Below are 23,850 nucleotides of genomic sequence, written 5' to 3'. Positions count from 1 at the left end.
CTGGACACCCGGGATACGAGCCGGGGCCCCGGATCGGATGCAGCCGTGCGGAAGTTTCCCGGCGATCAGGCACGGACGGTCCCCCGCAGCACGCTCGTCCCGTGCTCCTGCTGCCCCAGCGCCTGGGCCGACACGTCGATCACCGGGAACCGGCTCAGGGAAAGCCCCGGCGGGACCGCGACCTCGAGGTCGGCCCCCGCCGTGACACCGAGCGGGACCATCGTCTTCACGCCGTCGTAGAGCCACACCTCGTAGAGGCCCTCCGCGGCCGGCATCCCGGTCAGCCGGACGTTCAGCCGCACCGTCCCGGACCCGTCGTCGACGACCTGCACCTGCCCGCCGGCCCCGGCCGGTGCGCCAGCCTGGCGGCTCAGCGGTACCTCGGCCACCACCCGGCCGGGGTCGCCGCCGGAGGCGGTCACCACCAACGTGACCGCGACCAGAACCGCCGCCACGGCAACGGCCGCGTACCGGAACAGCCGGCGCGCCGGAGTCCGCCGGCCACGGTGCGGGAGCGCATGCACGGTTGCCCGCGGCGAGTCCGCCGGGTCCTGGCCGACCGGCACACTCGTCCCCGGCAAGCCCACCGAGTCCTGGCCGACCGGCACACTCGCCCCCGGCGGGCCCACCGAATCCCGACCAGCCGACACGCTCGCCCGCGGCGAGTCCGCCGGGTCCTGACCGACCGGCACACTCGTCCCCGGCGAGTCCGCCGGGTCCTGACCGACCGGCACACTCGCCCCCGGCGGGCCCACCGAATCCCGACCAGCCGACACGCTCGCCCCCGGCAAGCCCACCGAGTCCTGGCCGACCGGCACACTCGCCCCCGGCAAGCCCACCGAGTCCCGACCAGCCGACACGCCCGCCCCCGGCCAGTCCGCCGGGTCCTGGCCAGCCGACACGGCCGCCCCTGGCGAGCCCGCCGGGTCCTGGCCGGTCTCGGCGGCGATGCGGTGCCAGACGTCGTCGGCCACCGGTGGCAGCGACAGCTCGGCCGCCACTTCCCGGCCCAGTCCGGCGATCGTGCGCAGCGAGTCGTAGTCCGAACGGCACGCCGGGCAGGTGTCGAGGTGAGCGGTGTCGGGGCCGGGGTCACCGAGGGCGAGCAGCGTGAGGCGATCGGGATCCGGGTGCGCCATCGTTCACCTCCTCCGCGCTCGACTCGAGCTGGTCGCGCAGCGCGCGCATGCCGCGGCGCAGGTGGCTTTTCACCGTGCCCAGCGGAAGGTTCGTGCGGTGGGCGATCTGGGTGTGGGTCAGATCGGCGTAGAAGGCCAGGTGCAGCACCAGGCGTTGCGCCTCCGGGAGCCGCGCCAGGCCGTCCGCGACGATCAGCCGGTCGAGCACCCGCTCCGGCGACTCCGCCGCGGCGGTCTCCGGCGGCGCACCGGCCGCGGCCGCTTCGCTGTCCCGGTGTTCTCGTCCGCGCGAACGCAGCAGGTCGACGATCCGGCGGCGGGTGATCCCCAGCAGCCAGACCAGCAGGCCGGCTCGGCCCGGGTCGTAGGTGCTCCGGCCGTTCCAGGCCGAGACGAAGGTCGACTGGACGACGTCGTCCACGTCCGCCGGATCGCGCAGGCTCGCGCGGGCGAGCCGCTGCACGGCGGGCCCGTGCCGGTCGAAGACCGCGCGCAGCGCGCCCGCGTCCCCGGCGGCGAACCGCCGGTCGAGGTCGTCGGGCACGAGCGGCCTGACGGCACCTTCGGTCCTCGGCATCGCCGTCTCCCGGCCGATGGAAGCACCGGCCGCCAGGCGGCGGCTCACGACGCCGGCCTTCGGGGTTTGCGGCTCGTTCGCCGGTAGACGTCGGCGAAGCGGGCGGCGACCTGGGTGATGCCGAACCGGCGCCGGACCGTGTCCCGGCCGGCGGCCGCGGCCGCGCGTGCCCGCACCGGGTCGTCGGCCGCGGCGCGGACGAATGCGCTCAGGTCGTCACCGAAGGCGTCGAGACCGGAGGTGTCGGCCAGCAGGCCGTTGCGGCCGTGGTCGATGTAGTGCCGGAGCCCGCCGCGGCGCGGGCCGAGGACGAGCAGCCCGGCTTCCATCGCTTCCAGGACCGCGATGCCGAACTCCTCCTTGCGGCTGGGGCAGACGTAGAGGTGGGGCGAAGGCGCCGGCAGCAGGCGGGTGAGCCCGTGTTCGAGCAGCCGGACGTCGTCGTTGCCGAGCGCCGCGAGCACGGCCAGGCGGCCCGCCGCCTGCGGGTGCGCCCGGTGCAGGGCGAGGATGCGGTCCAGCACCCGGGTTTCGTCCTCGGTCGGACGGGCGGGGTCGCCCCCGACGAGCACCAGCGCCGTCCGCCGGTACAGGCCGCGGGTGAGCCAGGCTTCGACCAGGAGGTCCTGCTGCTTGACCGGGTGGAGCCGGCCCACCGACAGCACGATCGGCAGGCCGCGGGCGTCCGGCGCGAGCCGGGGCAGCCGGTCGTCCGGCGCGAACAAGGAGTCGGCCAGCTGCTGCTGCCGGGGATCCTCGGTGGCGACCTGGGGCAGCACCGGGATCCCCTCGGCGAGAGACTCCGGTTCCGGGCGCCCGCGCAACGCCGGGAAGTACGCGGGCAGTTCCCCCGGCGGCCGCCCGGGCAGGCCGAGCAGCGTGTCCGCCCGCGCCACCAGCCGGTCGGCCGCGTACACGCGGTGCAGGTCGAACCGCGCGCCGGCCGGGGATTCGGCGCTGGCGGGCCGGTGCCGCTCGGCGAGCGAGCGGTGCGGGTCCGCGGTCAGGGTGAACACGGTCCGGGCGCCGAGCGCGGTGGCGGCGTCGGCGATCGCCAGCGATCCGTCGTCGGCGTACCGGACGTGCACGACATCGGGGTGACAGCCGGACAGCCGCAGCAGCCGCCGCGCCAGGAACGTCAGCGCCGCGCGGTGCCGGGACAGCCCGAGCTGGGCCGGCGCGGTGGGGGCGTCGACCGGGATCCGCAGCACGACGTGCCCGTCGCCGTCGGTCTCGGCCAGCGCGGGGCGGGCGGCGAGGTCGTCGTGCCCGGCCGGGGTCAGGGTGACCACGCGGGCGATGCCGTCGTGCTGGGGCAGGGCCGTGCCGAGGTGCCGCAGGAGCACGGTCAGCCCGCCGCTCGCCCCGGCGCCGGGCTGGTCGAACGAGCCCAGCAGCATCGACTGGGCTACCACCAGCCCCTCGCGACGCGCACGCGGGACCGTCCACAGTGGCGCGTCGGCCGGGGTCGCGCGGCAGACCGCCGCCAGCGCCCGTTCGTAGGGGTCTTCGTCGCGCTCCCGGGTGATCGCCCCGCTGTGCCGCGCGAGGTACCGCCACCCGGCGTGCCGCAGCGCACGGTCGTGCTCGGCGCCCTCGACCACCGCCCCGGCCGGGATACCCCCGACGTCGTGCCGCTCGGCCAGGTCCAGCAGCAGCGCGCGACGGCGTGGCGAGGCCGTGCCGAAGGCGGCGCGGATCGCCATGCCCGCCGCCACCCAGCCGTGCGCGGCGGTCGAGGCGGCGAAGAGGTCCAGGACCACGGACGTGCCCAGGTCGGCGAGCACTCCCTCGGCCTCGGGGACGGCGGCCAGCACGCCGGCGGGTGGCGGCGGATCCGACGCCCGGGCCAAGGCCCGCAACTCGGCCAGCGCGGAATCGGCGTCGCCCGCCGCCGGACCGGCGCCGGCGTACTCGACCAGGGCCGGGACGCCGAACGCCGGGTGGAAGCCGCGGCGGACCTCGTCGACCCGGGTGAGGTCGGTGCCGGGGCGCAGGTCCCGCAGCGCCGTCAACGCGTCGGCGGGGGCGGTGTCGTGGATGATCACGGCAGTACCTCTGGGGACAAGGCCGCCGGATCGGCGACGACGACGGGGAGAACGGGATGCCGGAAGCGCGGATCGTGGTGGTGAGCCCGCCGTTCGCCTCGCACGCCCAGCCGCTCGCCACGGTGGCGGCGGCGCTGGCGGCCGAGGGCGCGGACGTGACGTTCGCGTGCGACCCCGCGTTCGCGGACCTCGCCGCGTTGCGAGGTCTGCGGTTCGAGCCGTTCGGGTTCGGCGACAACGCCAACACCGGCATCGCCGAGCGCACCCGCCAGCAGGCGGCCGGGGCCCGGCGGCTGACCGAGTTCCTCGACGCCACCCGCGCGGGCGCGGTGCCGGCGCTGCTGGCCCAGGCCCGGCACCGCCGGGCGGACATGCTGCCCGACCCCGCCGGCGTCCACGCCGCGCTGCGGCGCCTGGACGACCGGCTGCGTCCGGACTGGTACCTCGTCGACCAGCTGGCCTACGCGGTCACGCTCGCACTCCGGGCGCTGGACCGGCGGTGGGCGGCGTTCTGCCCGGGACACCCCGGTTACGTAGTCGAGGGCCCGGACCGCTTCTTCGGGCTGCCGCCCTACTGGCCGGAGGCGATCACGCCCCCGGCGGCCGAACTGGCGGCGCTGCGGACCGAAGTGGCGGCCAACGACCGCCTGTTCACCGAGCTGTTCACCCGGTTCCTCGCCGAGCACGCTCCCGGCCGGCCGGCCCCGCGCAGTGCGTTCGGCCTGACCTCGCCCGAGGCCGTGCTGTTCAATTACCCCGAGTTGCCGTGGCTGCCGCCGTTGCCGGCCGGGCCGGCGCTGCTGTTCGCCGGGCACTGCAGCGACGTCGGCGAGACGGGGCTCTCGCCCGAGTGGCGGGACCGCGTCGGGCGGCTGACCGACGGCGGGCGGCGGCGGCTCGTCCTCGTCTCGTTCGGCACGTTTCTCTCCGCCCGCGACGACGTGCTCGCCACCGTCGTCCGCGGCGCGGCGCAGGTGCCGGACGTCTCGGTGCTGGTCTCGGCCGGGAACCGCGCCGACCCGCTGCGCACGGCGTTCGCGGACGAGCGCTGGATCGAGGTCTTCGACCACGTCCCGCAGCGGGCGCTGCTGCCGAGCACGTCCCTGGTCGTGCACCACGGCGGCAACAACACGTTCACCGAATGCCTGGCCGCCGGGGTGCCCGCCATCGCGCTGCCGTTCTCCAGCGACCAGTTCGCGGTCGCTCATGATCTCGAACGCATTCCGGCGGGCCGCGTGCTCGATCCGCGCCGCCTGACCCCGGCCGCGGTCACCGAGGCCACGACCGCGGTGCTGTCGTCGGGCGGCCGCGTGCGCGAGGCCGCCGCGCGCCTGCTCGCGTCAGGCGGCCCGCAGACCGCGGCGCGCCGGTTGCTCGAAGCCATGGACCGTCCTCCCGAATGAGTTGCACAATCGATGCAAAGCTAGCTCCGGTTGCCCGCTCTCGCCGTACCCGAGCCGAATTTAGGCAGTTTTGCATCGCATATGAATCGTCATCGCGTGTTGAGACGCCGAGACCGGCAGCGAGTACTGTGATGCAGAATGCGTTCAACCGGAGCCGGGAGAGCCTGTGAGCAGCACACCCGAGGGGCGGTCCCTCACTTCGAGCGAGGTCGCCCGGACCCTCGGCGTCTCGCAGGTGACGCTGCGGACGTGGGAGCAGCGGTACGGCATCGGCGCCTCGGACCGGGAGGAGAACGGCCGGCGGCGGTACACCGCCGAAGACGTCGAGCGGTTGCGGCGGATGCGGGCGCTTCAGGCGCAAGGCACCCGGGCGCGCGAGGCGGCCAGGCTGGTGCTGTCCCGGACCGCGGCCGAGACGACCGTGAAGCAGCGGCGCCGGCGGATCGCCGAAGCCGCCGAACTGCTCGACGTGCCGGCCATGGGCGACCTGGTCGACGACGCGCTCGCCGGCCTGGGGGTGGCGAAATGCTGGACCGAGGTCGTCGCGCCGGTCCTGCGGGCCATCGGGGAACGCTGGGCGCAGGCGGGCGACCGCAACGCGATGGCCGCGGAGTGGGCGCTGGCCGCCGCGGCCTCGGCGGCGCTGGACCGGTTGCGGACGCCGGCGCCCGCGCGGGCCGGCCGGGGCCCCGTCCTGTTCGTCTGCGGGCCGGCGGAGCGCCACGAACTGCCGGTCAAGATGCTCAGCGCGGCCCTCGGCGACGACGGCGCGCCGTCGATGTTCCTCGGCGGCCTGGTGTCGATTGACGTCCTGCGGGTGGTGTCCGGCCGCTACGCGCCGAGCGCCGTGGTGGTGTGGTCGATGACGTCGCCGTCCGCGGACGTGCGGACCCTGCGCACCCTGCACGCCGAGGGCATCCCGGTCCGTCCGGCCGGTCCGGGCTGGCGCGGGCTCCCGACGGTCGGCGAGCCGCTGCCGCCGTCATTCCCCGAGGCGTTGGCGTCCTTCGGCGGCTGAGCGCGGCAGTTCCGCGCGCGGCGGCCGGAAGCGGCTGACCCGCTCCGTGCGGCGCGCCGGCACGTCGTTGGCGATCAGCACCGCCGCCCACGGCAGCGGCACGGAGATCGCGAGGAAGGCCAGGGCCAGCCACCAGACGTGCGCGGTGAGCCCGGCCAGCACCAGGCACGGGATGCGGCAGGCCATCATCACCACGTACTTGCGGCGGCGCCGGGCGAGCTGCTCGTCGGCCGACGGGGCGGCCGTGGTGATCAAGGCGGGACTTCGGCTCACCCCGCACCCCCGAGCCGGACGGACAGCACGGCCAGCGGCCCGACGCCGTTCTGGACGACCGAAAGCAGCACCGCGGGCGGATTCCCGGACCAGTGCACCGCCGCCGCCCACGCCGACCCGGCGAGCAGCAGCCCGCCGAGCAGCACCGCGACGGTGGCCGCGCTGCGCCGCAGCCGCCGGTCGCGGAGGTCGACGATGGTCAGCGCCAATGCCGCGTGGACGACGAGGGCCACCGCCGCACCCAGCGCCGGCCAGTCGAAGGGCAGCCAGGTGAAGCCGGCCGCCGTGGCGGCCGCGGAGCCCGCGGCGGTGATCGCCGCACAGCAACCGGCGAGCCGCGCCCGGGCGACCGGGGCCACCGTCGTCATCGCCGCCCCCGGTCCAGGGCACGGGTTTCGGCCGGCGGGTCCGGCGTGAGCAGCGAGCCGGGCACCGCGTGGCCGGCCGAGCCCAGCTTGTTCATCTTCTTCGGCACGGGTGCGCCCTGGTATTCGAGTGGGGTGGCGGCCAGCGGCTGGTGGATTTCGATGAACTCACCGTGTGGCAGCCGCTTGATGATGCCCGTCTCGACGCCGTGCTCGAGCACCTCGCGGTCGGCGCGCTGGAGGCCGACGCACAGCCGGTAGGTGACGAAGTAGGCCAGCGGCGGTCCGATGAGCAGCCCGATCCGGCCCGCCCACGTCATCGCGTTGAGGGACACGTCGAACTGGACGGCGAGGATGTCGTTGAAGCTGGAGAGAGTGAGCACGAGGAAGAACGTGATCGCCATCGCGCCGATCGACGTGCGGACCGGGACGTCCCGCGGCCGCTGGAGCAGGTTGTGGTGCGCGGTGTCCTTGGACAGCTTCCGCTCGAGGAACGGGTAGCTCAGCAGGGCCGTCACGAGCACGGCGATGCCGATGGCGCCGGCGAAGAAGACCGGCGGCACGGTGTGGTCGCCCAGGTAGAGCTCCCAGGGCGGCCAGACGCGCAGCAGCCCGTCGGCCCAGCCCATGTACCAGTCCGGCTGGGACCCGGCGGAGACCTGGGAAGAGTTGTAGGGACCGAAGTTCCACACCGGGTTGATCTGGAACAGCCCCGACATCAGCGCCAGCACCCCGATGACCAGGGTGAAGAACGCCCCGCCCTTGAGCGCGAAGTACGGCATGATCCGCACCCCGACGACGTTGGTCTCCTTGCGCCGCACCCCCGGGAACTGCGTGTGCTTCTGATACCACACCAACGCCAAGTGCGCCCCGACCAGCGCCAGCATGATCCCCGGCAGCAACAGGATGTGCAGCGTGTACAACCGCGGAATGATCTGATCGCCCGGGAACTCCCCGCCGAACAACGCCCAGTGAATCCACGTCCCGGCCACCGGCACCGACAACACGATGCCCGACAGCGTCGCCCGGATACCGGTACCCGACAGCAAGTCATCCGGCAGCGAATACCCGAAGAAACCCTCGAAGCAGCCCAGGATCAGCAGCAGGCCACCGATCACCCAGTTCGCCTCACGCGGCCGCCGGAACGCCCCGGTGAAGAAGATCCGCAGCATGTGCACGGCCATCGACGCCACGAAGATCAACGCCGCCCAGTGGTGCAGCTGCCGCATGAACAGCCCACCACGCACGTCGAAAGAGATGTCCAGCGTCGTGCGGAACGCCTGCGACATCTCCAGGCCCTGCATGTTCTTGAAACTGCCGTGGTAGACGACCTCCTGCATCGAGGGGTCGAAGAACAGCGTCAGGTACACCCCGGTCAGCAACAGGATGATGAAGCTGTACAACGCGATCTCGCCCAGCAGGAACGACCAGTGGGTCGGGAACACCTTGTTCATCTGGTGCCGCAGGCCCTTGGCCAGCTGATACCGCTGGTCGGCGTTGTTCGCGGCCTCGCCCAGCGCCTTCTCCACCGGGCTCGACCCCTTGGTCGGCGTGGTGAGTGAACTCATCGGCGCCCCGCTCCTCCCGGTCTGTCCCCTGCTTCCGACCGTGACACCGGGAGATCGATACCGCAACGACAGCTCGTCGTTTGCATCGAGTGTGAATCGCTCATCGGCCGTTCGAAGTGCCGGACCGCGGCAGGAATCGTAGGCTCGTCGAAACAGCGCATCTTTTGTGCATCGGGAGGTGGCCTTGGCCAGGGTCTTTCGCTCGGTCGTCCGGTCGGCGGTCGAGGAGGTCTTCGCCTGGCATGCCCGGCCGGGGGCGATCACGCGGCTCACCCCGCCGTGGCAACCGGTGCGCGTCGGCGCGGAGGCGCCCTCCCTGCGTGACGGCACGGCCAGGCTGCTCCTGCCCGGCCGCGTGCCGTGGGTCGCGGCGCACGAAGCGGACGGCTACCGGCCGCCGCACCAGTTCGTGGACCGGCTCGCCTGCCCCGTGCTGCGGTGGCGCCATACGCACCGCTTCGACGCCGACGGCCCCGGCCGGACGGAGGTCACCGACCACGTCGACACCCCGGTGCCCGAAGCGTTCCTGCGCTCGATGGTCGCCTACCGGCACCGCCAGCTGGCCGCCGATCTGGCCGCTCACCGGCGTTACCGGCACGACCCGCTGACGGTCGCGGTGACCGGCGCGAGCGGTCTCGTCGGGACGGCGCTGACCGCGCTGCTGACCACCGGGGGCCACCGGGTCGTCCGGCTGGTGCGGCGGCCCGCGGAAACCCCCGGCGAGCGGACGTGGCAGCCGGAGGCACCCGCGGCCGACCTGCTCGCCGGCGTCGACGCGGTCGTGCACCTGGCCGGCGCCTCGGTCGCCGGCCGGTTCGACGAGAGCCACCGGCGGGCCGTGCGGGAGAGCCGGATCGAGCCGACGCGGGCGCTCGCGGAGCTGGCCGCGCGCACCACCGGCGGCCCGGCGGTGTTCGTCTCGGCGTCCGCGGTCGGCTACTACGGGCCGGACCGCGGCGACGCGGTCCTCACGGAGGAAAGCGAGCGCGGGCAAGGATTCCTGGCCGACGTCGTCGCCGGCTGGGAGGCGGCCACCGAACCGGCGTCGGCGGCCGGGCTGCGCGTGGTCCGGGTCCGCACCGGCCTGGTGCTGAGCCCGCGCGGCGGCCTGCTGCGGCTGCAGTACCCGCTGTTCGCCGCCGGGCTGGGCGGCCCGCTCGGCACGGGGCGGCAGTGGATGCCGTGGATCGGGATCGACGACCTGACCGACGTCTACCTGCGGGCACTGACCGACTCCGTCCTCAGTGGACCGGTGAACGCGGTGAGCCCGCACCCGGTGCGCAACGCGGAGTACACGCACACGCTGGGAACCGTGCTCAGGCGGCCGACGCTGCTCAAGGTGCCGCCGATCGGCCCCCGGCTGCTGCTGGGCGAGGACGGCGCCCGCGAGCTCGCGTTCGCCGACCAGCGCGTGACACCCCACCGGCTGACCGAGGCCGGCCACGAGTTCCGCCACCCCCGCCTCGCCGACGCGCTCGGCCACCTGCTCGGCACCGCGACCATGCCCACGTCCGGCTCCGCCCCCTCGCCCGCCTCCACCTCGCCCGCCTCCCCCTCGCCCGCCTCGCCCGCAGGAGAACCGGTATGACGACGCTGCCCCGGTCCACCCCCGCCCCGCTGGCCCTGGCCGGCTTCCTCGCGGCGGTGACCGCCGTCGCCGTCGTCGGCAGCCTCGCCGCGACCCGGTCACGCGCGGTCTACAGTGGACTCGCCCAGCCGCCCTGGGCGCCCCCGTCCTGGCTGTTCGGTCCCGTGTGGACGGTGCTGTACCTGCTGATCGCCGTGTCCGGCTGGCTGTTCTGGCGAGCCGGCGGCACCCGCCGGGAATTCCGCTGGTACGCGGCCGGGCTGGTGCTGAACGCGGCGTGGACCCCGCTGTTCTTCGCCGCCGGCGCGTACACCCTGGCCTTGGTGGAGATCGTCGTCCTCGACGTCGTCATCGCCGGAACCCTCGTGGTGTTCCGGCGCCGCTCGAAGGCGGCCGCCGCCCTCCAGCTGCCCTACCTGGCGTGGACCCTGTTCGCCACCGCCCTCAACGCGGCGATCGTCGTCCTGAACCCGTAGCTCGTCGTCCGCCTCACCTGGTGGCCGCGAGCACGCGGCGCACCTCGTCCGCGCCCAGCACCACGGGGGAACGCAGCGATCCGACCTCGCCGATCTCGATCTCGACGACGTCGTCCGGGCGCAGCCCGAGGTCGAGGCCCGGCACCACGGACGTGCCCGTCGAGAGCACCGCGCCGTCGGGGAAGTCGTTGTCACGCCACAGGTATTCGACCAGTTCGGCCGGTTCGCGGTTCAGCTGCGAGGTATTGGCTTCGCCGGCGAACACCTCGCGGCCGTCGCGCAGGATGCGCATGCGGAGGTCGAGGGACAGCGGGTCCGGCACCTCCCACACCGGCCGGACCCGCGCCGACACCGCGCACGAACCGGTGTAGATCTTGGCCTGCGGCAGGTACAGCGGGTTCTCGCCTTCGATGCTGCGGGAGCTGACGTCGTCGACCACCAGGTACCCGGCGGTCTCGCCGCCGCTGGTCAGCAGCAGGCCGAGTTCCGGCTCGGGGACGTTGTTGGCGGAGTCGGCGCGGACGGCGATCGGCTCGCCGTCGGTGACCACCCGCCAGGCCGCCGACTTGAAGAACAACTCGGGCCGCTTCGCGCGGTACACCCGGGCGTAGACGTCCTCGTCGGCGCTTTCCTCGCGGCGCGCCTCCTCGGACCGCAGGTAGGTCACCCCGGCCGCCCACACCTCCATCCGCCCGTCCAGCGGCGGCAGCAGGCGCACCCCGGCCACGGGCACCGGCTCCCCCGCGGCCTCGGCCAGCTCGCGGATCTCCGCCACGGGGCGGCGCAGCAGGTCACTCATCGACGCCACCGCGAGCGGCCGCAGCTGCTCCTCGGTGAGCAGGCCGACGCGGATCTCACCGGTTCCGCCGGCGAATCGCACCAGGTGGCTCATCGCACCTCCTCGTCCGGTGTCGAACCTACGGAGTGCGGAGCGCGGCGGTCAATGAGTGCCCGGACGGCTGTCCGGCCATCGCGAGAAACCGGCCACTCCGGCGCTGCGCCGGATACGCCGGGGCGTGGCCACCCCGCCGCGGGCCGGATCGGCGAGCGTCGGGACGAGCACCTGCTCGGGCTGGTCGGGACGCTGCCGTGCGGTCCGGAGAACACCAGGGCGGGCTGGACGGGCCCGTTGCGTTGTGGGGGAGCAACGCAACGGGCCCTGGCGGGAGGGTGCAGCCAAGCCTCAGCGGACGCCGCCTCCGACGCTCTCGATGATGCGGAAGAAGCCCGCCTCCAGGTCGCCGTCGAGGGCGAGGCCGCCGACTTCGCCCTCGTAGCGCGTGCGCCCGGCGACGAGGACGCCCACGCGGTCGCAGATCTGCGCGATCTCGGACAGCTGGTGGCTGGAGATCATGATGGTGACCCCCGCGCCGGACAACGACCGGATCAGCGCGCGCGTCTCGCGGATGCCGATCGGGTCGAGGCCGTTGGTCGGCTCGTCGAGCACGATGAAGCGCGGGCGCACGAGCAGCGCGATCGCGATGCCGAGCCGCCAGCGCATGCCCAGGGAGTACTGGGAAACCCGGCGCTCGCGCACCCCGGTCAGCTGGACCTGGTCCAGGACCGCGCCGATCCAGTCTTCGGAGACCCCGCGCAGCCTGGCGTGGATGCGCAGGTGCTCCCGGGCGTTCAGGTGCGGCCACAGCCCGGGTGCCTCGACCAGCGCGCCGACCTCGGTGAGCAGGCGCCGGTCGTACGGGCGGCCGAACAGCCGGATCTCGCCGCTGGTCGGCCGCTGCAGGCCGAGCACGGTCTTCATCAGCGTGGTCTTGCCGGCGCCGTTGGGTCCGAGCAGCCCGTAGACCTCCCCTTGGCGGACCCGCAGGTCGGCGCCGTCGAGGGCCCGGTGGGCGCCGTAGTGCTTGTGCAGCGCGGAAATCTCGAGAGCGAACACGATCAGACCTCCTTGCGGCTCAGGTGCCGGCAGCCCACCAGCAGCAGCACGGCCAGCAACGCCACCGACAACCCGACGGCCACCGGGATCACCCCGGTGTCGGCCAGCGGGCTGCCCGGGGGCAGCGCGATGCCGTTGGGACTGATGCCGGCCACCGGCAGGATCACCCGCATGGGCCAGGCGACCGGGATGGCGAACCAGAACACCTTGTCCGCGGTCAGCGCGCCGGCGAGCAGCCCGGCGACGCCGACGGTGATGCCGGGGCCGAGCCCCCACAGCACGGTGAACAGCAGGGCCAGCGCGGTGGTGGCCAGCCCGGCCAGCCACGGGAGGTACGCCGCCGCGGCGATCGTGCCCGCCACGGCGCCCAGCTGGCCGTTCAGCACCGCCCCGCCGGCCAGGACCACCAGCAGCACGGTGCTCGACACCAGGCTCAGCACGGCGAGCGCGCCGAACTTGCCGAGGAAGTACTGGCGGCGCGGCACCGCGTAGGACAGCAGCAGCCGCCAGGCGTCACTGTCCGCGCGGACCGCGAGCGTGGCGGTGAGGCCGGCGCTCATCGGCACCAGCGCGCCCCAGAACTCCAGCGTCACCCGGCTGAACACCCCCCACGTCCGGCCGGAGCCGCCTTCGTCGGAGAACAGCGAGCCGAGGTAGAGCGGCACGGCGATCGCGATCGGCGCCAGGATCGTGTACCAGGGCAGGAATCCCCGCCGCATGCGCGCCAGTTCGGTGCCCACGACCGTCCACAGTGCCGGATGGTCCCGCAGTGCCGGTTTCCCGAGCGCGTCCGCGCCGGATGTCATCGCTTCTCCACTTCGCCGTTTTCGTTGACACCTGGTGGGTAGCGCCGAACGCGGCAGCGGTTCACGGCGATTCCGGCGACTGCCACGAACACTGCCAACCGGGGCCTCTCCACCCGGGCGCGTGGCAAGGTCGGTGCGGTGGACTACCAGGTGGAACCGGTCGCCATGGTGCGCGCTCCGCTGCTTCCGGCCGGCGCGTACCCCACGGAACCCGGCGCGCTCGGCCGGGCGATGGCCGATCCGCGGTTCCGGGAGGCGCTCTGGATCGCCAGCCCCTCCCTGGCCTCCGACGCGGACACCCTGTTCCGGGCGGGCGGCACGCTGCCGCCGAAGCGCCGCCGCGCGGTCGTCCGCGCGCTGACCCGCTACCTGATCCGGGCCACCTGCCGCCCGACGCCGTTCGGGGCGTTCGCCGGGGTGGGCCTGGCCCGGTGGGGCGGCAAGCTCGACGTCCGGCTGGGGGCGCCGCGGCGGACCGCGCGGCTGGACCACGGCGCCGTGCTGCGGCTGGCCGAGGCCTTCGAGCGGGACGACCGGGTGCTGGCCGAGGTGCCCGTCGTCGCCGATTGCGCGATCCGCCGCCGCGGCGACCGGATCGTCGTGCCGCGTGCGGACGCCGATCTCTCGCTACGGTGCACCGCCCCGGTCGCCCGCGTGCTGGCGACGGCCGCGACGCCGGTCCCGTTCCGGACGCTGTGGGACGACCTGGCCCGCGCCCACCCGGGTGTCGCCCCGGCGAAACTGCGCGAGTTCCTGACCTCGCTGGTGGCCCAGGGCGTGCTGCAGACGACGTTGCGGCCGCCGACGACGGCGCTCGACCCGCTGGCCCACCTCTGTGCGGTCCTGCCCGCGGCGCACCGCCCGGCGGACCTCGCCGGCGCGCTCGACCGCTACCGCGCGTCTCGCCTGGGCGAAGGCGTGGAGCCGTTGCGGGAGCTCTACGGACTGCTCGGCGTGCGCGCCCGGCAGCACCACGTCCAGGTCGACCTCGGCTGGGAGGTGGCCGGGACGCTGCCCGCCGACCTCGGCGACGAGCTGCGTGTCGCGCTGAGAGCCGCGTTCCGGTTGTGCCCGGCCTTCCCCGACCCGCTGGCGGACTACGCGAAGGCGTTCGAGCGGCGCTACGGCGACCAGGCGGTCCCGCTGCCGGATCTCCTGGACGGCTCCGGCGGTCTCGGGCCGCCTGCCGGGTACACCCGGCCGGCCCCGCCGGACGACCGGAGAACCGCGCCGGTCGTCCCGGAGAGCGTGCCGTTCCTGCGGGCCAAGGTGCACCTGGCGCTCCGGGACCACGAGAGCGAAGTGGTGCTGACCGAGGCGGAGGTCGCCGCGCTGGCCGACCCCGACGGCCTGCCACCCCCGTCGGCCGACCTGTTCGTGGCCGTGGCCGCCCGGGCCGGTGACTGGCTGGCCGTGCTGACCCCGGTGAACGGGGTGGCCCCCGGCGGTCGCTCGTTCGGGCGATTCAGCCAGGTGGACGCCGGTTTCGCGGAACCGGTCCGCGCGCTGGCCGCCCACGAGCGGGCCGCGTCGCCCGGCGTGCTGTTCGCCGATCTCGGCTACGCGCACCCCGACGGCCACCTGACCAATGTCGCCCTGGGCGCCGGCGGCCACCCGCACCGCGTCTCGGCCGGGGGCGCCCCCGGCGACCTGTCACCGGCCGACCTGCTGGTCGAGGTGCGGGACGGACGGCTGCGCCTGCGGTCCGCCCGCGACGGACGGCGAGTGCTGCTGCGCACGGCCAACCTGCTCACCCCGGCGACCGCGCCGAACGCGGTGCGGTTCGCCAGCGAGGTCTCGGAGCAGGGGTACTGGCGGTTCGGCGAGATCTGGGGCGATCTGGCGCACCTGCCGTACCTGCCGCGGCTGCGCATCGGCCGCGTCGTGCTCCAGCCGGCGCGCTGGCTGCTGCCGGACACCGATTTCGCCGCCTGGCGCCGGGCGTGGCCGGTCCCCCGCCACGTCCACGCCGGAGTCGCCGACCACCGGCTGCTGCTGGACCTCGACCAGCCGGACCACCTGGCCGAGCTGGCGGCCCAGCGGGCCCGGGGCGCCTGGTACGTGGAGGAGGCCCTGCCCGCACCGGAGGAAGCCGCCTGCCAGGACGACGCGGGGCGGCCGCACCACCTGGAGGTCGTGGTCTCCCTGCGTGCGGTGGCACCCGCACGGGTCCCGGTGGGCGATCCACCCGTCCCGCTGGCGCCGCTGCGCCATCCGGGCGAGGACGACCGCTGGTACTTCGCGCTCCGCGCCCCGGTCTCGCACCACAACGAGGTGATCCGCGCGGTCGCCGCGGTGCTCGGCGAGTCGTGGTGGTTCGAGCGGACCGAGGATCCCGAGCCCGGGTTGGGCGTCCTGCTGCACGCTCCGGATCCGACCCCGCTCGTGCGCGAACTGGCCGCTCTGGCCCGCCGCGGCCTGGTCGCCGGGTACGCGCTGACGGAGTACCGGGCCACCGGCGACGAAGACCTCAAGATCGCCGACAGCCGCTCGCTGCTGGCGGTACCGGCGGGACTCCCGCGCGAGGAGCGCTGCGCGTTCACGGCGGACGTCACGTTGCGCGCGCTCGGCTTCACGACGGCGGAACTCGCTGAGATCTACGCGTCGGTGTGCCCCGGTGATGTGGCGAGCCGTCGCCGGCTCCATCGCGAAGCGCACCAACGGCGTTCCCGCCTGCGCGCGCTGCTCGCCGGCTCCGATGCCGGGTTGCGCGCTTGGGCTTCGACTGCGGAAGCTCGGTTCGCGGGGTTGCGCAAGCCTGACGGCCGGGCGTTCCTCGTCGACCACGCCCGCCGGTCCGGACTGTCCGGAGTGGACATCGCCGCGCTCGGCCACGGCCTGCGGGAGGTCACCGGCAGGGGCCCGGATGCACGGTGACGACCTCGGGCGCTCCCTGCTCGCCTCGCTGGCCGGGGCGCGAACCACCGGGCGGCCCGCGAGCATGGCCGACGGCCAGGTCGGGCTCGCCGTGGCGCTGGCCGAACTGGCCGCGGCCGAACCGGATGCGGGCTGGGATCGGCACGCCCATGCCCACCTGCGCGCGGCGGTCGAACACCCACCCGCCGGCGCGTCGCTGTTCGGCGGCCTTGCCGGGCTTTCCTTTGCGCTGCAGCTGCTCTCGCGCGACGGGACGAGGTACCGCGGCGCCCTGCGGGATGTCGACCGGTTGCTCGCCGAGCGGCTCGATCTCGGCCGGCCCGGTTCCGTGCTGCCGCATCGCTATGACCTGATCAGCGGGCTCACCGGAGTTGCCGCCGCGTGGCTCGACCGGACCGGCTCACCCCTGCGGCGGCGGCTGCTGACCTGGGTCGTGGCCTGGAGCCGCCGTCCCTTCGCGGGACCGGCCGACCTCGGGATGGCGCACGGCGTCGCCGGGCCGCTCGCGCTGCTGTCCCTCGCGCCCGACCCGCCGCCCGGTGCCGCGGACGCCGCCGCGGCTCTCGTCGGCCGGCTCCGGGCCGGTGTCGTCGCGGACGACTTCGGGTCCGATGTGGACCATCGGCTTCCGGTCAGCGGGGTCCGGCTCTCGCCCGGCTGGTGTTACGGCGGTGCCGGGGTCGCCCGGGCGCTGCAGCTGGCCGGCACCGCTTTCGCCGTCCCGGAATGGCAGGCGCTCGCCCTCGACCTGGCGCGGTCGGCGGCGCGGCGCCCGGGGCGCCCGGGCTGGGAATGGACCCTCTGCCACGGCCGGGCGGGGCTGCTGCACCTGCTCGACCGGATCCACCGCGACCTGCCCGGGCCCGACCCGCTGCTCAGCGCCCGGATCGCCGAGCTGCGCACCGAAGTAGCCGCTCGGTTCACGGTGAACCCGCCGATGGCCACCGGGTTCCTGCGCGGTACCGCCGGCGTCGGGCTGGTGCTGCACGGCCTGGCCCCGGCGGTACCTCAGCGCTGGGCGCGCCTGCTCCTCACCGGGTGATCAGGGGCAGAACACCGTCGGCCGCACCGTCGGGCAGCCGGGGGTGCATAGGATGTGCGTCCCGTCCACCAGGGGCTCGGCTTCCGTCCGGTGTTCTTCGACGTGCACGTCCAGGTCGAACAGTTCGTCCTCGGGCACTGCCGTGGTCATCGGTGCTCTCCTCCCACTCGGATGTCCGCCCGGCGTTCCGCGACGCCGAGCTCCAGCCACCTCTCCACCTCGCCGGCCAGCGGGCCGGTCCGGTGGCCCAGCGAATCGAGTTCGCCGAGCACTTCGCCGGCGGGCCGGCCGTCGAGCAGGGCCCACAGCGCGGCCGCCGGCTCGGACAGCGCGTAGCCCGAACGCGGTCCGGTGACGCCGATCCCGCCGCGGTACCGCACGAGCGAAAAGTACGGGCTGCGCACCGGGCCGGCGCCGTGCAGCACGCAGCGCGGCAGTCCCTCGGCGACGTCTTCGGCCCCGTTGAGGACGGCGCGGGCGTTGAGGTGCCCGGCCAGCCAGAGCCGGCGGCGCACGAGCCGGCGGCCGTCCGCGGGATCGGCCGCCGGCAGGCCGAACGCCTCGCGGTGGTCCAGCACCCAGGCCAGGCCGGGCTGCCGCGCCAGCCGGCGGAACAGGAACTTCGGGGCGAAATAGAGGTCGTCGAGCACGACCAGGGCGGCTTCGGCGGCGTTGCGCACGGCCTCTTCCGACGCGCACAGCGCCGTCAGCAGGTCTTCGGAGCGGAGCGCGCCCACCGCGTCTTCGGTGAGATTTCCCGCCCGTACCGAGAAAAGGGCGAGCAGCACGCGGCGCAGGAGCGTCCGGTCGAGCCGGTCCAGCAGCGCGCGCCCGGGCCCGGTCACCCGCACCGGCTCCCCCAGCACCAGCCGCACCACCGGCTTCCACCGGCTCGGCTCGTCGGCGGACAGGGCGTGCCGGTCGGTCGGATCGGCCGCGGCGGCCGCGAGTTCGGCCGCGTACTGCGCGATCCGCGGGGGCTCGACGACGGTGACGTCCAGGTCGGCGGCGGCCGCGACCCAGGCGGGCAGCTCGACCGGTTCCGCCGCGAGCACCAGGACGTCCAGGTCGGAGTGGACGTTGCCGAGACCGGCGGCCTGGCTGCCGGTCAGCACCACGGCGAGCGGCACCCCGGCCGGCAGGTCGTCGCACAACCGGTTCACCCGGTCCCGCTCCTCGCGGGTGAAGCCGCCGGTCACGCCGGCACTTCCTCGGCGAATCCGAGCCCGCGCAGCCCGGCGAGCACCGCCTCGACCGCTTCCGGGAGCGACCGCGACGACACCGTCAGCCAGCCGTGTTCCCGCGCGGCGGCGGCGTACCGCTCCTGCGCCCGCCGTTGGAACCGGACGAACGTCGGGCCAGGTTCGGCGCCGGTCAGACCGTAGTGCTCGACGAAGCCGAACGTCCCGTTCTTCCGGCGGCGGGCCTCTTCCGGGTCACCGGTGAGGAAGACGCCGAGGGACGGTTCGGCCCACCGGCCGAGCAACCGGCCGAGTTCCGCGCCGACCGGGTCGGGCCGGCCCGCGGTTTCGGCTTCGGCGAGCAGCAGGGCCTTGGTCGCGATCTTCAGGCCGTGCCCGTCCTGGATCACCACTTCGCCCCGGGCCAGCGCCGGCTCGACGACCAGGTCCCGGGCCAGCAGCTGCGCGGCGGTTTCGAGGAGTGCGGCCGCGAGCAGCGACCGCGGCCGGTTCCCGGTCACCCGCACCGCGTCGAGTTCCCCTACCCGACCGACACCTTCGGCGCCGAAGTAGTCCGAGTCCTTGGCGGGCAACCGGTCGAGGGCGTCCGTCCCCGCGTAGAGACACCGGATGAGCGTGCCGTAGAGCCCGCCGAGCAGCCGGGCGCCGGGACCGGATTCGGCCGAGCGCAGGAAATCCTGCCACGACACCACGGAGACCTCGCGCCCTTCGGCGCGCAGCCGCCGGGCGAGGGCGGCGGCCAGCGTGGACTTGCCGATGCCGTCCATTCCGAGCAAGGAAATGTCGAATCCCCTGGGCACGATCCCGACAGTACGCGCTCGTCCGGCGCCTCCGGCGGCGTCGCGGAAGGCTGGCAGGGTCTGCCAATCCGGCCGCCGGATCAGCGTTGCGCGAGGAGGACCAGGAGGGGCGGCAGCACGGCCAGCACGAGCACCGCCGCCAGGTTCGTGCGCCGGTACTGCGCGAGCAGCGCGGCGAACTCGCGCAGGAAGGCGCTGGGCACGAAGTAGGACGCGGTCCGCGCGCCGACGACGTTCAGCCGCAGCCCGAGCCGCCGGGACAGCACCGCCGTGCGGAACACGTGGTAGTTGTTGGTGACGGCCAGCACGGCACCGGCGCGGTCGTGCGCGGCGAGCACGGCGACGCTGTAGCGGAGGTTCTGCTCCGTCGTGGCGGCCTGGTCCTCCAGCAGAATCCGTTCCGCGGGCACCCCGGCCGCGCGGAGGTAGGCACTCATCGCCGCGGCCTCCGAAACCGTCTCGCCGGGCCCCTGCCCGCCCGAGACGACGATCACCGCGTCCGGTGCGGCCGCCCCGCGCAGGCATTCGGCGGCCCGGTCGAGGCGGCTCGCCAGCAGCGGCGGCACGCGATCCCCGAGCAGTCCCGAGCCGAGCACGATGATCGCGTCCGCTCGCACCCGGCGGCCGATCCGGCCGTACAGCGCGGAATACGCGAGCAGCGCCACGAACAGGAAAGCGAAGTAGCCGGCGACGAGCACCAGCGAAAGCGCGGCCGCCACGATCCACGGCCCGGCCCCGGCCGCGACGGCGACCGCGGCGAGCGTGAAGACCCCGAGCAGCGCGATCCCCGCCAGCAGGGACAGCAGGTTGGCGACGCTGTGGCGCTCGCGACGCCACATCACCACGCCGTTCGCCAACAGCGCCCACGGCAGCACGAGCACGGCGAGGGCCGCGAGCGCGGCCACGATCACGAAGACGACGGTCTGCGGCCAGCCGGCCCCGGACAGCCTGCCGAGCAGCCAGAAGCCGCCCAGGACGACGGCGATGCCGAGCCAGATGGCATTTCCCAGGCGCCGGGGTTCCCGGCGCACCCGGAAACCGAAAACGAGCACGGCCGCCGCCGCGGCGATTCCCAGAACCATGATCCTCCGTCGACGTGGGCAGGCGATCATTATGCCCGTGCGCGCCGATCCGCCGCCGAGGAGGTGCGGCCGGGAATGGCCGGGAAATTCCCGGAGACCTTTTCTCCGGTCCCGCCGGAACCGCCGCGCCCGTCAGATCCGGATGGAGCGGGGACCGACCAGCATCGCTTTCCGGTCGGTCATGCGGGACCTCAGTTCGGACCGCCCGGAGACCCCCAGCTGCTCGTACAACCGCCGGAGCCGGCGGTACATGGACCGCTCCGAGCAGTAGAACTGCTGCGCGATCGACGAGATGCTGCTGGTGCCGCACAGCATCCGCATCAGCCGGCCGGCCTCCTCGGGGTCGAGGGTTTCCGCCTCCCCCGGCTCGCCCGGGGCCACCGGGGGCTCGGCGAGCTGCAGCCGCGAGGCCGGCCGGACGGCTCCGTCGCAGGCGGCGAAGACCGCACCGATCTGCTTGTCGGCCGGGAGCCGGATGTTCAGGACGCCGCTGGCGCCGTTGTCGATGGCGCGGAACGTCTGGTGCCCGTCGAGGTCGTTGACGACGGCGATGATCGGCCGCAGGCAGTGCCCGCGCCGCAGGGACCGCACGACGGCGACGTCCGGCTCGCTCGCCGCGGGCACCAGCACCGGTGTCCCGTCGGGCGGCAGCACCGCCAATACCGCGGGCTCGACGAATTCGAGCCGGATACCGGCCGCCCACCAGCCGTCACGATGGACATCCAGCGTGGGAGACAATCCGGAGTGCGCTTTGACCACCAGTTCGCGCAACGGATCCACCACAGGCCCCCATCCTGTTAGGCGTCAACCAAACCACCGTCCAACATAGCACTTCGTGTTCGCACTCCAAGTGGCATCCGAGTGAACCGGTACACGCTTTCACAATTGCGGATCTTTTCTGCGGGCACGCCGGGAAGGACCGGTTCGCCGCGCAGCAGCCGTTTCCGCGCGACGGACCGTCCTAACTGGACCGACCGTGGTGGCCGGTGACCGGGAACCGTCGTGGTTCAGCCCTTTCCGCACAAGCCGAGGCCGGTGCTCAACAGGGCGCCCAGGCTCACCTGGCCGCCTTGGCTGCCTTCCTTGCGCAGCGCGCCGATTCCCGGCACACCGGCCTCTTCGGCCTTGTCGTTGAGCGCGTAGGCTTTCCCGTCCGCGCCGACGAACACGACCTGGTCGGCCCCGCGGCATTCGAGGGTGCCCCGGTCGACGGTCAACGGCCACAGGTAGCCGAAGTTGGCCTGGGTCACCGGTTGCCGGTTCGAGGTGGGCGGCGGGAGCGGGACGGCGGTGGTCGACTCGGGATCGCGCGCACCCGCGCCGCACGCGGTGAGGACGAGGACCGAAGCGAGCACGCCGGCGGAACACCGGCCGAAACGGGACATGAACGGCGACCTCATGATTTCGTCGGTTCGAGGGATTGCAGGAGGGCGACGTAGCCGTCCTCGAGGGTGGGCGCCACGAGTTCCGCACCCGGAGGCGGGGTGCCGACGAGGCGGTACACGGTGCCGGCCGGACCGGACACCGCGTTCACCACGGTGCCGCCGGACGGTGGTTTTTCGCTCTGCAGCTGGAAAGTCCGGTCCGTGGCCGCGTCGGTCAGGCCGGCGGTCGTGCCGTGGTAGCGGACGCGGCCCCGGTCGAGCACGCAGACGCGGGGACAGGTCTGGGCCACGTCGTCGAGGATGTGCGTGGAAAGGATCATGATCCGGTCGCCGCCGAGACCCGCCAGCAACGCCCGGAACCGCATGCGTTCCTGCGGGTCGAGCCCGGCGGTCGGTTCGTCGACGATGACCAGCCGCGGATCCCCGAGCAGGGCCTGGGCGATCCCGAGCCGGCGCTTCATGCCGCCGGAGAACCCGCCGATCCGGCGGTCGCGGTGTTCGTCGAGCCCGACCTGGCCGAGCAGGTCGTCGACCTGCGCGTGCCGGACGCCCTTGTCGTCGACCCCCTTCAGCAGGGCGAGGTAGTCGAGGAACTCCCGCGCGGTGAGGTCCGGGTAGAGCGCCAGTTCCTGGGGCAGGTAGCCGAGCATGCGCTTCACCGCCGTCCGGCCCGCCGACGTCGCCAGGTCGTGTTCGCCGACCAGGACCCGGCCCGACGTCGGGCGCAGGATGCCGGTGAGGACGCGCATCAGCGTGGTCTTGCCGGCGCCGTTGGGGCCGAGCAGGCCGGTCATCCCCTCGCCGATCCGCAGGTCCACCCCCGCCAGCGCGGTCTGCCCGCGGCGGTAGACCTTGCCGAGGTCCTCGATCACGATGTTCACCGGGTCGCTCCGTCCTGGGTGAGGTGGCCGTCGGCCCGCCAAACCGTCAGCAGCCTGGCCGCGAAGAAGAACACCGCCGCCGAGGTGAGCACCAGCACGACGTTGAGCACGGCCGCGCCGGAGCCGGGTGCCGGGCTCAGCACGCCGTCCAGCCCGCGGCCGGCCCAGATCCGGCGCGCGCCGAGCCACGCGACGGCCGGGTAGCCCCCGAGCGGCGAAAGCACGGTGCCGGTCGGCGAGGGCACGGGCACGAACGACGGGGACAGCTGGGTGGCCCAGAACCAGAGCGCCACCACCAGCACCCGGGCGACGACGACGGGCATCAGCAGCCCGAGCAGGCCGGCGAACGTGGTCATCGCCAGTGCGGCGGGCAGCAGCACGGTGAGCACGCCGAGCACCGCGTGCGCCAGGGGCGCCCCGCTCCCCGACCGGACGCTCACCGCGGCACCGATCAGGACGACGACGGCGGCCACCGGCACGAGCGCCACCGCCAGCGCGCCGGCGAGCACGCCGGCCAGCCGCGTGGTCCCGCCGCCGGGCGTGGTGTCCAGGACTTCGGCGAGGCCGGGCCTGCTGTGCTGGCTGAGCCGCCCGGCGAGGGCGACGCCGAGGCCGGCGGTGGCGAAGGTGTTGACGACGAGCACGGTGGTGCCGATCCGGCCGGCCGGATCACCCTGCCCGGCGACCGCGGGCGACGACAGGGCCAGCAGGACGGCCAGTGCGGTGAGCGGCAGCAGCGCCAGCCACAGGACACGGCCGCGCGCGGCCATGCGCGCCTCGTAGCGGATCGAACCCTGCACCGCGCACCACATCGCGGTCATTCCCGGCCCCCTTGGAGCAGCCCCCGGCCGTCGGCCAGGAGGCGCGCCGCCGGAACGGCGACCGCGACGGCCACCACGAGCAAGGCGACGATCCGGACCACCGGGGCCGCGAACACCCGCTCGAACACGAAGAGCTCGGCGAACCACGCCGTCAGCACCACTGTGGACGCACCGGCCACCGAGCGCATCCGGGCCACGGACCAGGTGCCGACCGCGGCGAGCAGGACGCTGAAGGCGCCCACCGTCCCGAACCGGGTGACCGCGCCCGGGTCCGGCAGGAGGGCGGCCGCGAGGGCCAGCGCCCCCAGCGCCGTGGCCACGCCCAGCAGGGCGAGCCGGCGGGCGAACGTCGTGCGCAGCGGGGTCGGGAGGCTCAGGTGGAGCTCGGCCGCGCGTTCCCCGCCGGCGATCGCGGCGGCCCCCAGGCCGGTGACCAGCGGGGGAACGGCCTGGGCGACCCAGGTGCCGGTGAACCCGGCGCCGCGCAGGCCCAGCCCGGTGCCGAGCAGGACGGCGGCCAGCAGCGGCGGTGCGGCCAGGACGTGGCGCCCGGCCCGCTTCACCTCGTACCGCCACAGGTCTGCGTTGTGCATGCCCGGTACGTA

General features: G+C 74.2%; 24 protein-coding genes. 6 read left to right on the top strand and 18 right to left on the bottom strand.

The genetic code is table 11. The features are described from left to right. Positions 1-65: 65 nt before the first annotated feature. Genes ACWEF6_RS00230 through ACWEF6_RS00220 form a run of 3 tightly spaced genes read right to left on the bottom strand, consistent with a single transcriptional unit; the run spans position 66 to position 3,764 of the window. Positions 66-1,139 carry a hypothetical protein gene (locus ACWEF6_RS00230; protein WP_449680847.1) on the bottom strand — a complete coding sequence of 358 codons (1,074 nt, stop codon included), beginning with the start codon at positions 1,137-1,139 and terminating at the stop codon, positions 66-68. Then, entirely contained in the window at positions 1,093-1,716 is a 624-nt protein-coding gene (locus ACWEF6_RS00225; RefSeq protein ID WP_449680846.1) for an RNA polymerase sigma factor, read from the bottom strand. Before ACWEF6_RS00225 ends, ACWEF6_RS00230 begins: the two co-directional genes overlap by 47 nt. 44 nt (positions 1,717-1,760) lie before the next feature. Continuing rightward, entirely contained in the window at positions 1,761-3,764 is a 2,004-nt protein-coding gene (locus tag ACWEF6_RS00220) for a glycosyltransferase (protein WP_449680845.1), read from the bottom strand. Between the two features lie 56 nt (positions 3,765-3,820). On the opposite strand from ACWEF6_RS00220, the gene ACWEF6_RS00215 reads away from it, so the two are divergent. Both ACWEF6_RS00215 and ACWEF6_RS00210 read left to right on the top strand, forming a co-directional pair. Further along, a complete protein-coding gene (locus ACWEF6_RS00215) occupies positions 3,821-5,167 on the top strand; it encodes a glycosyltransferase (RefSeq protein ID WP_449680844.1) in 1,347 nt (448 codons plus the stop codon). A gap of 166 nt (positions 5,168-5,333) precedes the next feature. Beyond that, positions 5,334-6,185 carry a MerR family transcriptional regulator gene (locus ACWEF6_RS00210; protein ID WP_449680843.1) on the top strand — a complete coding sequence of 284 codons (852 nt, stop codon included), beginning with the start codon at positions 5,334-5,336 and terminating at the stop codon, positions 6,183-6,185. Here the strand turns inward: ACWEF6_RS00210 and ACWEF6_RS00205 are convergent. From ACWEF6_RS00205 to qcrB, 3 genes are read right to left on the bottom strand one after another with little or no spacing between them, the layout of a single operon-like run. After that, positions 6,150-6,458 carry a DUF3099 domain-containing protein gene (locus tag ACWEF6_RS00205; RefSeq protein ID WP_449680842.1) on the bottom strand — a complete coding sequence of 103 codons (309 nt, stop codon included), beginning with the start codon at positions 6,456-6,458 and terminating at the stop codon, positions 6,150-6,152. The two genes, ACWEF6_RS00210 and ACWEF6_RS00205, sit on opposite strands and share 36 nt — an antisense overlap. Beyond that, entirely contained in the window at positions 6,455-6,826 is a 372-nt protein-coding gene (locus tag ACWEF6_RS00200; protein WP_449680841.1) for a hypothetical protein, read from the bottom strand. Before ACWEF6_RS00200 ends, ACWEF6_RS00205 begins: the two co-directional genes overlap by 4 nt. Continuing rightward, on the bottom strand, positions 6,823-8,391 hold the full coding sequence (qcrB, locus tag ACWEF6_RS00195) for a cytochrome bc1 complex cytochrome b subunit (protein WP_449680840.1): 1,569 nt from the start codon (positions 8,389-8,391) through the stop codon (positions 6,823-6,825). The genes ACWEF6_RS00200 and qcrB overlap by 4 nt, the downstream gene beginning before the upstream one ends. Before the next feature lie 184 nt (positions 8,392-8,575). Between qcrB and ACWEF6_RS00190 the strand changes: the two genes are divergently transcribed. After that, positions 8,576-9,979 carry a TIGR01777 family oxidoreductase gene (locus tag ACWEF6_RS00190; RefSeq protein WP_449680839.1) on the top strand — a complete coding sequence of 468 codons (1,404 nt, stop codon included), beginning with the start codon at positions 8,576-8,578 and terminating at the stop codon, positions 9,977-9,979. After that, positions 9,976-10,455, top strand: coding sequence for a TspO/MBR family protein (locus tag ACWEF6_RS00185; RefSeq protein WP_449680838.1), 480 nt, complete (start codon positions 9,976-9,978; stop codon positions 10,453-10,455). The genes ACWEF6_RS00190 and ACWEF6_RS00185 overlap by 4 nt, the downstream gene beginning before the upstream one ends. Positions 10,456-10,468: 13 nt before the next feature. Here ACWEF6_RS00185 and ACWEF6_RS00180 read toward each other — a convergent pair whose 3' ends face one another. The 3 genes from ACWEF6_RS00180 to ACWEF6_RS00170 all read right to left on the bottom strand — a co-directional run bounded on the left by ACWEF6_RS00180 (position 10,469) and on the right by ACWEF6_RS00170 (position 13,155). Next, a complete protein-coding gene (locus ACWEF6_RS00180; RefSeq protein ID WP_449680837.1) occupies positions 10,469-11,347 on the bottom strand; it encodes a fumarylacetoacetate hydrolase family protein in 879 nt (292 codons plus the stop codon). A gap of 291 nt (positions 11,348-11,638) precedes the next feature. Continuing rightward, positions 11,639-12,349 carry an ABC transporter ATP-binding protein gene (locus tag ACWEF6_RS00175; RefSeq protein WP_449680836.1) on the bottom strand — a complete coding sequence of 237 codons (711 nt, stop codon included), beginning with the start codon at positions 12,347-12,349 and terminating at the stop codon, positions 11,639-11,641. A 2-nt stretch (positions 12,350-12,351) separates the two neighbouring features. Next, positions 12,352-13,155, bottom strand: coding sequence for an ABC transporter permease (locus ACWEF6_RS00170; RefSeq protein WP_449680835.1), 804 nt, complete (start codon positions 13,153-13,155; stop codon positions 12,352-12,354). A gap of 138 nt (positions 13,156-13,293) precedes the next feature. Between ACWEF6_RS00170 and ACWEF6_RS00165 the strand changes: the two genes are divergently transcribed. Then, the gene (locus ACWEF6_RS00165) at positions 13,294-16,032 is read left to right on the top strand and encodes a lantibiotic dehydratase (RefSeq protein ID WP_449680834.1); all 2,739 of its coding nucleotides are present in this window, start codon (positions 13,294-13,296) and stop codon (positions 16,030-16,032) included. Continuing rightward, positions 16,022-17,074 carry a lanthionine synthetase LanC family protein gene (locus ACWEF6_RS00160; protein WP_449680833.1) on the top strand — a complete coding sequence of 351 codons (1,053 nt, stop codon included), beginning with the start codon at positions 16,022-16,024 and terminating at the stop codon, positions 17,072-17,074. Before ACWEF6_RS00165 ends, ACWEF6_RS00160 begins: the two co-directional genes overlap by 11 nt. On the opposite strand, the gene ACWEF6_RS00155 is transcribed toward ACWEF6_RS00160, so the two are convergent. From ACWEF6_RS00155 to ACWEF6_RS00115, 9 genes are all read right to left on the bottom strand, one after another. Next, complete coding sequence (locus ACWEF6_RS00155; RefSeq protein WP_449680832.1) at positions 17,075-17,224, bottom strand: gallidermin family lantibiotic; 150 nt, start codon at positions 17,222-17,224, stop codon at positions 17,075-17,077. After that, positions 17,221-18,273: a nucleotidyltransferase domain-containing protein gene (locus tag ACWEF6_RS00150; RefSeq protein ID WP_449680831.1), complete on the bottom strand. Its 1,053-nt coding sequence runs from the start codon at positions 18,271-18,273 to the stop codon at positions 17,221-17,223. The genes ACWEF6_RS00155 and ACWEF6_RS00150 overlap by 4 nt, the downstream gene beginning before the upstream one ends. Continuing rightward, on the bottom strand, positions 18,270-19,076 hold the full coding sequence (locus tag ACWEF6_RS00145; protein WP_449680830.1) for a hypothetical protein: 807 nt from the start codon (positions 19,074-19,076) through the stop codon (positions 18,270-18,272). Before ACWEF6_RS00145 ends, ACWEF6_RS00150 begins: the two co-directional genes overlap by 4 nt. An 80-nt stretch (positions 19,077-19,156) precedes the next feature. Then, positions 19,157-20,158 (bottom strand): YdcF family protein, encoded by a 1,002-nt coding sequence (locus ACWEF6_RS00140; protein WP_449680829.1) that lies wholly within the window; start codon positions 20,156-20,158, stop codon positions 19,157-19,159. Positions 20,159-20,290: 132 nt separating this feature from the next. Next, positions 20,291-20,929 carry a hypothetical protein gene (locus ACWEF6_RS00135; protein ID WP_449680828.1) on the bottom strand — a complete coding sequence of 213 codons (639 nt, stop codon included), beginning with the start codon at positions 20,927-20,929 and terminating at the stop codon, positions 20,291-20,293. A gap of 236 nt (positions 20,930-21,165) precedes the next feature. Further along, positions 21,166-21,543, bottom strand: coding sequence for a DUF2511 domain-containing protein (locus tag ACWEF6_RS00130; protein WP_449680827.1), 378 nt, complete (start codon positions 21,541-21,543; stop codon positions 21,166-21,168). Between the two features lie 11 nt (positions 21,544-21,554). After that, positions 21,555-22,424, bottom strand: coding sequence for an ABC transporter ATP-binding protein (locus ACWEF6_RS00125; protein WP_449680826.1), 870 nt, complete (start codon positions 22,422-22,424; stop codon positions 21,555-21,557). Beyond that, positions 22,421-23,245: a hypothetical protein gene (locus tag ACWEF6_RS00120; RefSeq protein WP_449680825.1), complete on the bottom strand. Its 825-nt coding sequence runs from the start codon at positions 23,243-23,245 to the stop codon at positions 22,421-22,423. Before ACWEF6_RS00120 ends, ACWEF6_RS00125 begins: the two co-directional genes overlap by 4 nt. Beyond that, complete coding sequence (locus ACWEF6_RS00115) at positions 23,242-23,838, bottom strand: hypothetical protein (RefSeq protein ID WP_449680824.1); 597 nt, start codon at positions 23,836-23,838, stop codon at positions 23,242-23,244. Before ACWEF6_RS00115 ends, ACWEF6_RS00120 begins: the two co-directional genes overlap by 4 nt. Positions 23,839-23,850 lie beyond the last annotated feature (12 nt).

This window comes from Amycolatopsis sp. NPDC004772 (assembly GCF_053601215.1).
This window is presented reverse-complemented; position numbering and strand designations above follow the sequence as displayed.

What these genes read in the sequence shown, in the direction of transcription:
- ACWEF6_RS00170 (WP_449680835.1), bottom strand. Translation starts at nt 13,155, where the DNA reads ATGACATCCGGCGCGGACGCGCTCGGGAAACCGGCACTGCGGGACCAT.
- ACWEF6_RS00130 (WP_449680827.1), bottom strand. Translation starts at nt 21,543, where the DNA reads ATGTCCCGTTTCGGCCGGTGTTCCGCCGGCGTGCTCGCTTCGGTCCTC.
- ACWEF6_RS00120 (WP_449680825.1), bottom strand. Translation starts at nt 23,245, where the DNA reads ATGACCGCGATGTGGTGCGCGGTGCAGGGTTCGATCCGCTACGAGGCG.
- ACWEF6_RS00160 (WP_449680833.1), top strand. Translation starts at nt 16,022, where the DNA reads ATGCACGGTGACGACCTCGGGCGCTCCCTGCTCGCCTCGCTGGCCGGG.
- ACWEF6_RS00200 (WP_449680841.1), bottom strand. Translation starts at nt 6,826, where the DNA reads ATGACGACGGTGGCCCCGGTCGCCCGGGCGCGGCTCGCCGGTTGCTGT.
- ACWEF6_RS00155 (WP_449680832.1), bottom strand. Translation starts at nt 17,224, where the DNA reads ATGACCACGGCAGTGCCCGAGGACGAACTGTTCGACCTGGACGTGCAC.
- ACWEF6_RS00140 (WP_449680829.1), bottom strand. Translation starts at nt 20,158, where the DNA reads ATGGTTCTGGGAATCGCCGCGGCGGCGGCCGTGCTCGTTTTCGGTTTC.
- ACWEF6_RS00225 (WP_449680846.1), bottom strand. Translation starts at nt 1,716, where the DNA reads ATGCCGAGGACCGAAGGTGCCGTCAGGCCGCTCGTGCCCGACGACCTC.
- qcrB (WP_449680840.1), bottom strand. Translation starts at nt 8,391, where the DNA reads ATGAGTTCACTCACCACGCCGACCAAGGGGTCGAGCCCGGTGGAGAAG.
- ACWEF6_RS00215 (WP_449680844.1), top strand. Translation starts at nt 3,821, where the DNA reads ATGCCGGAAGCGCGGATCGTGGTGGTGAGCCCGCCGTTCGCCTCGCAC.
- ACWEF6_RS00185 (WP_449680838.1), top strand. Translation starts at nt 9,976, where the DNA reads ATGACGACGCTGCCCCGGTCCACCCCCGCCCCGCTGGCCCTGGCCGGC.
- ACWEF6_RS00115 (WP_449680824.1), bottom strand. Translation starts at nt 23,838, where the DNA reads ATGCACAACGCAGACCTGTGGCGGTACGAGGTGAAGCGGGCCGGGCGC.
- ACWEF6_RS00230 (WP_449680847.1), bottom strand. Translation starts at nt 1,139, where the DNA reads ATGGCGCACCCGGATCCCGATCGCCTCACGCTGCTCGCCCTCGGTGAC.
- ACWEF6_RS00180 (WP_449680837.1), bottom strand. Translation starts at nt 11,347, where the DNA reads ATGAGCCACCTGGTGCGATTCGCCGGCGGAACCGGTGAGATCCGCGTC.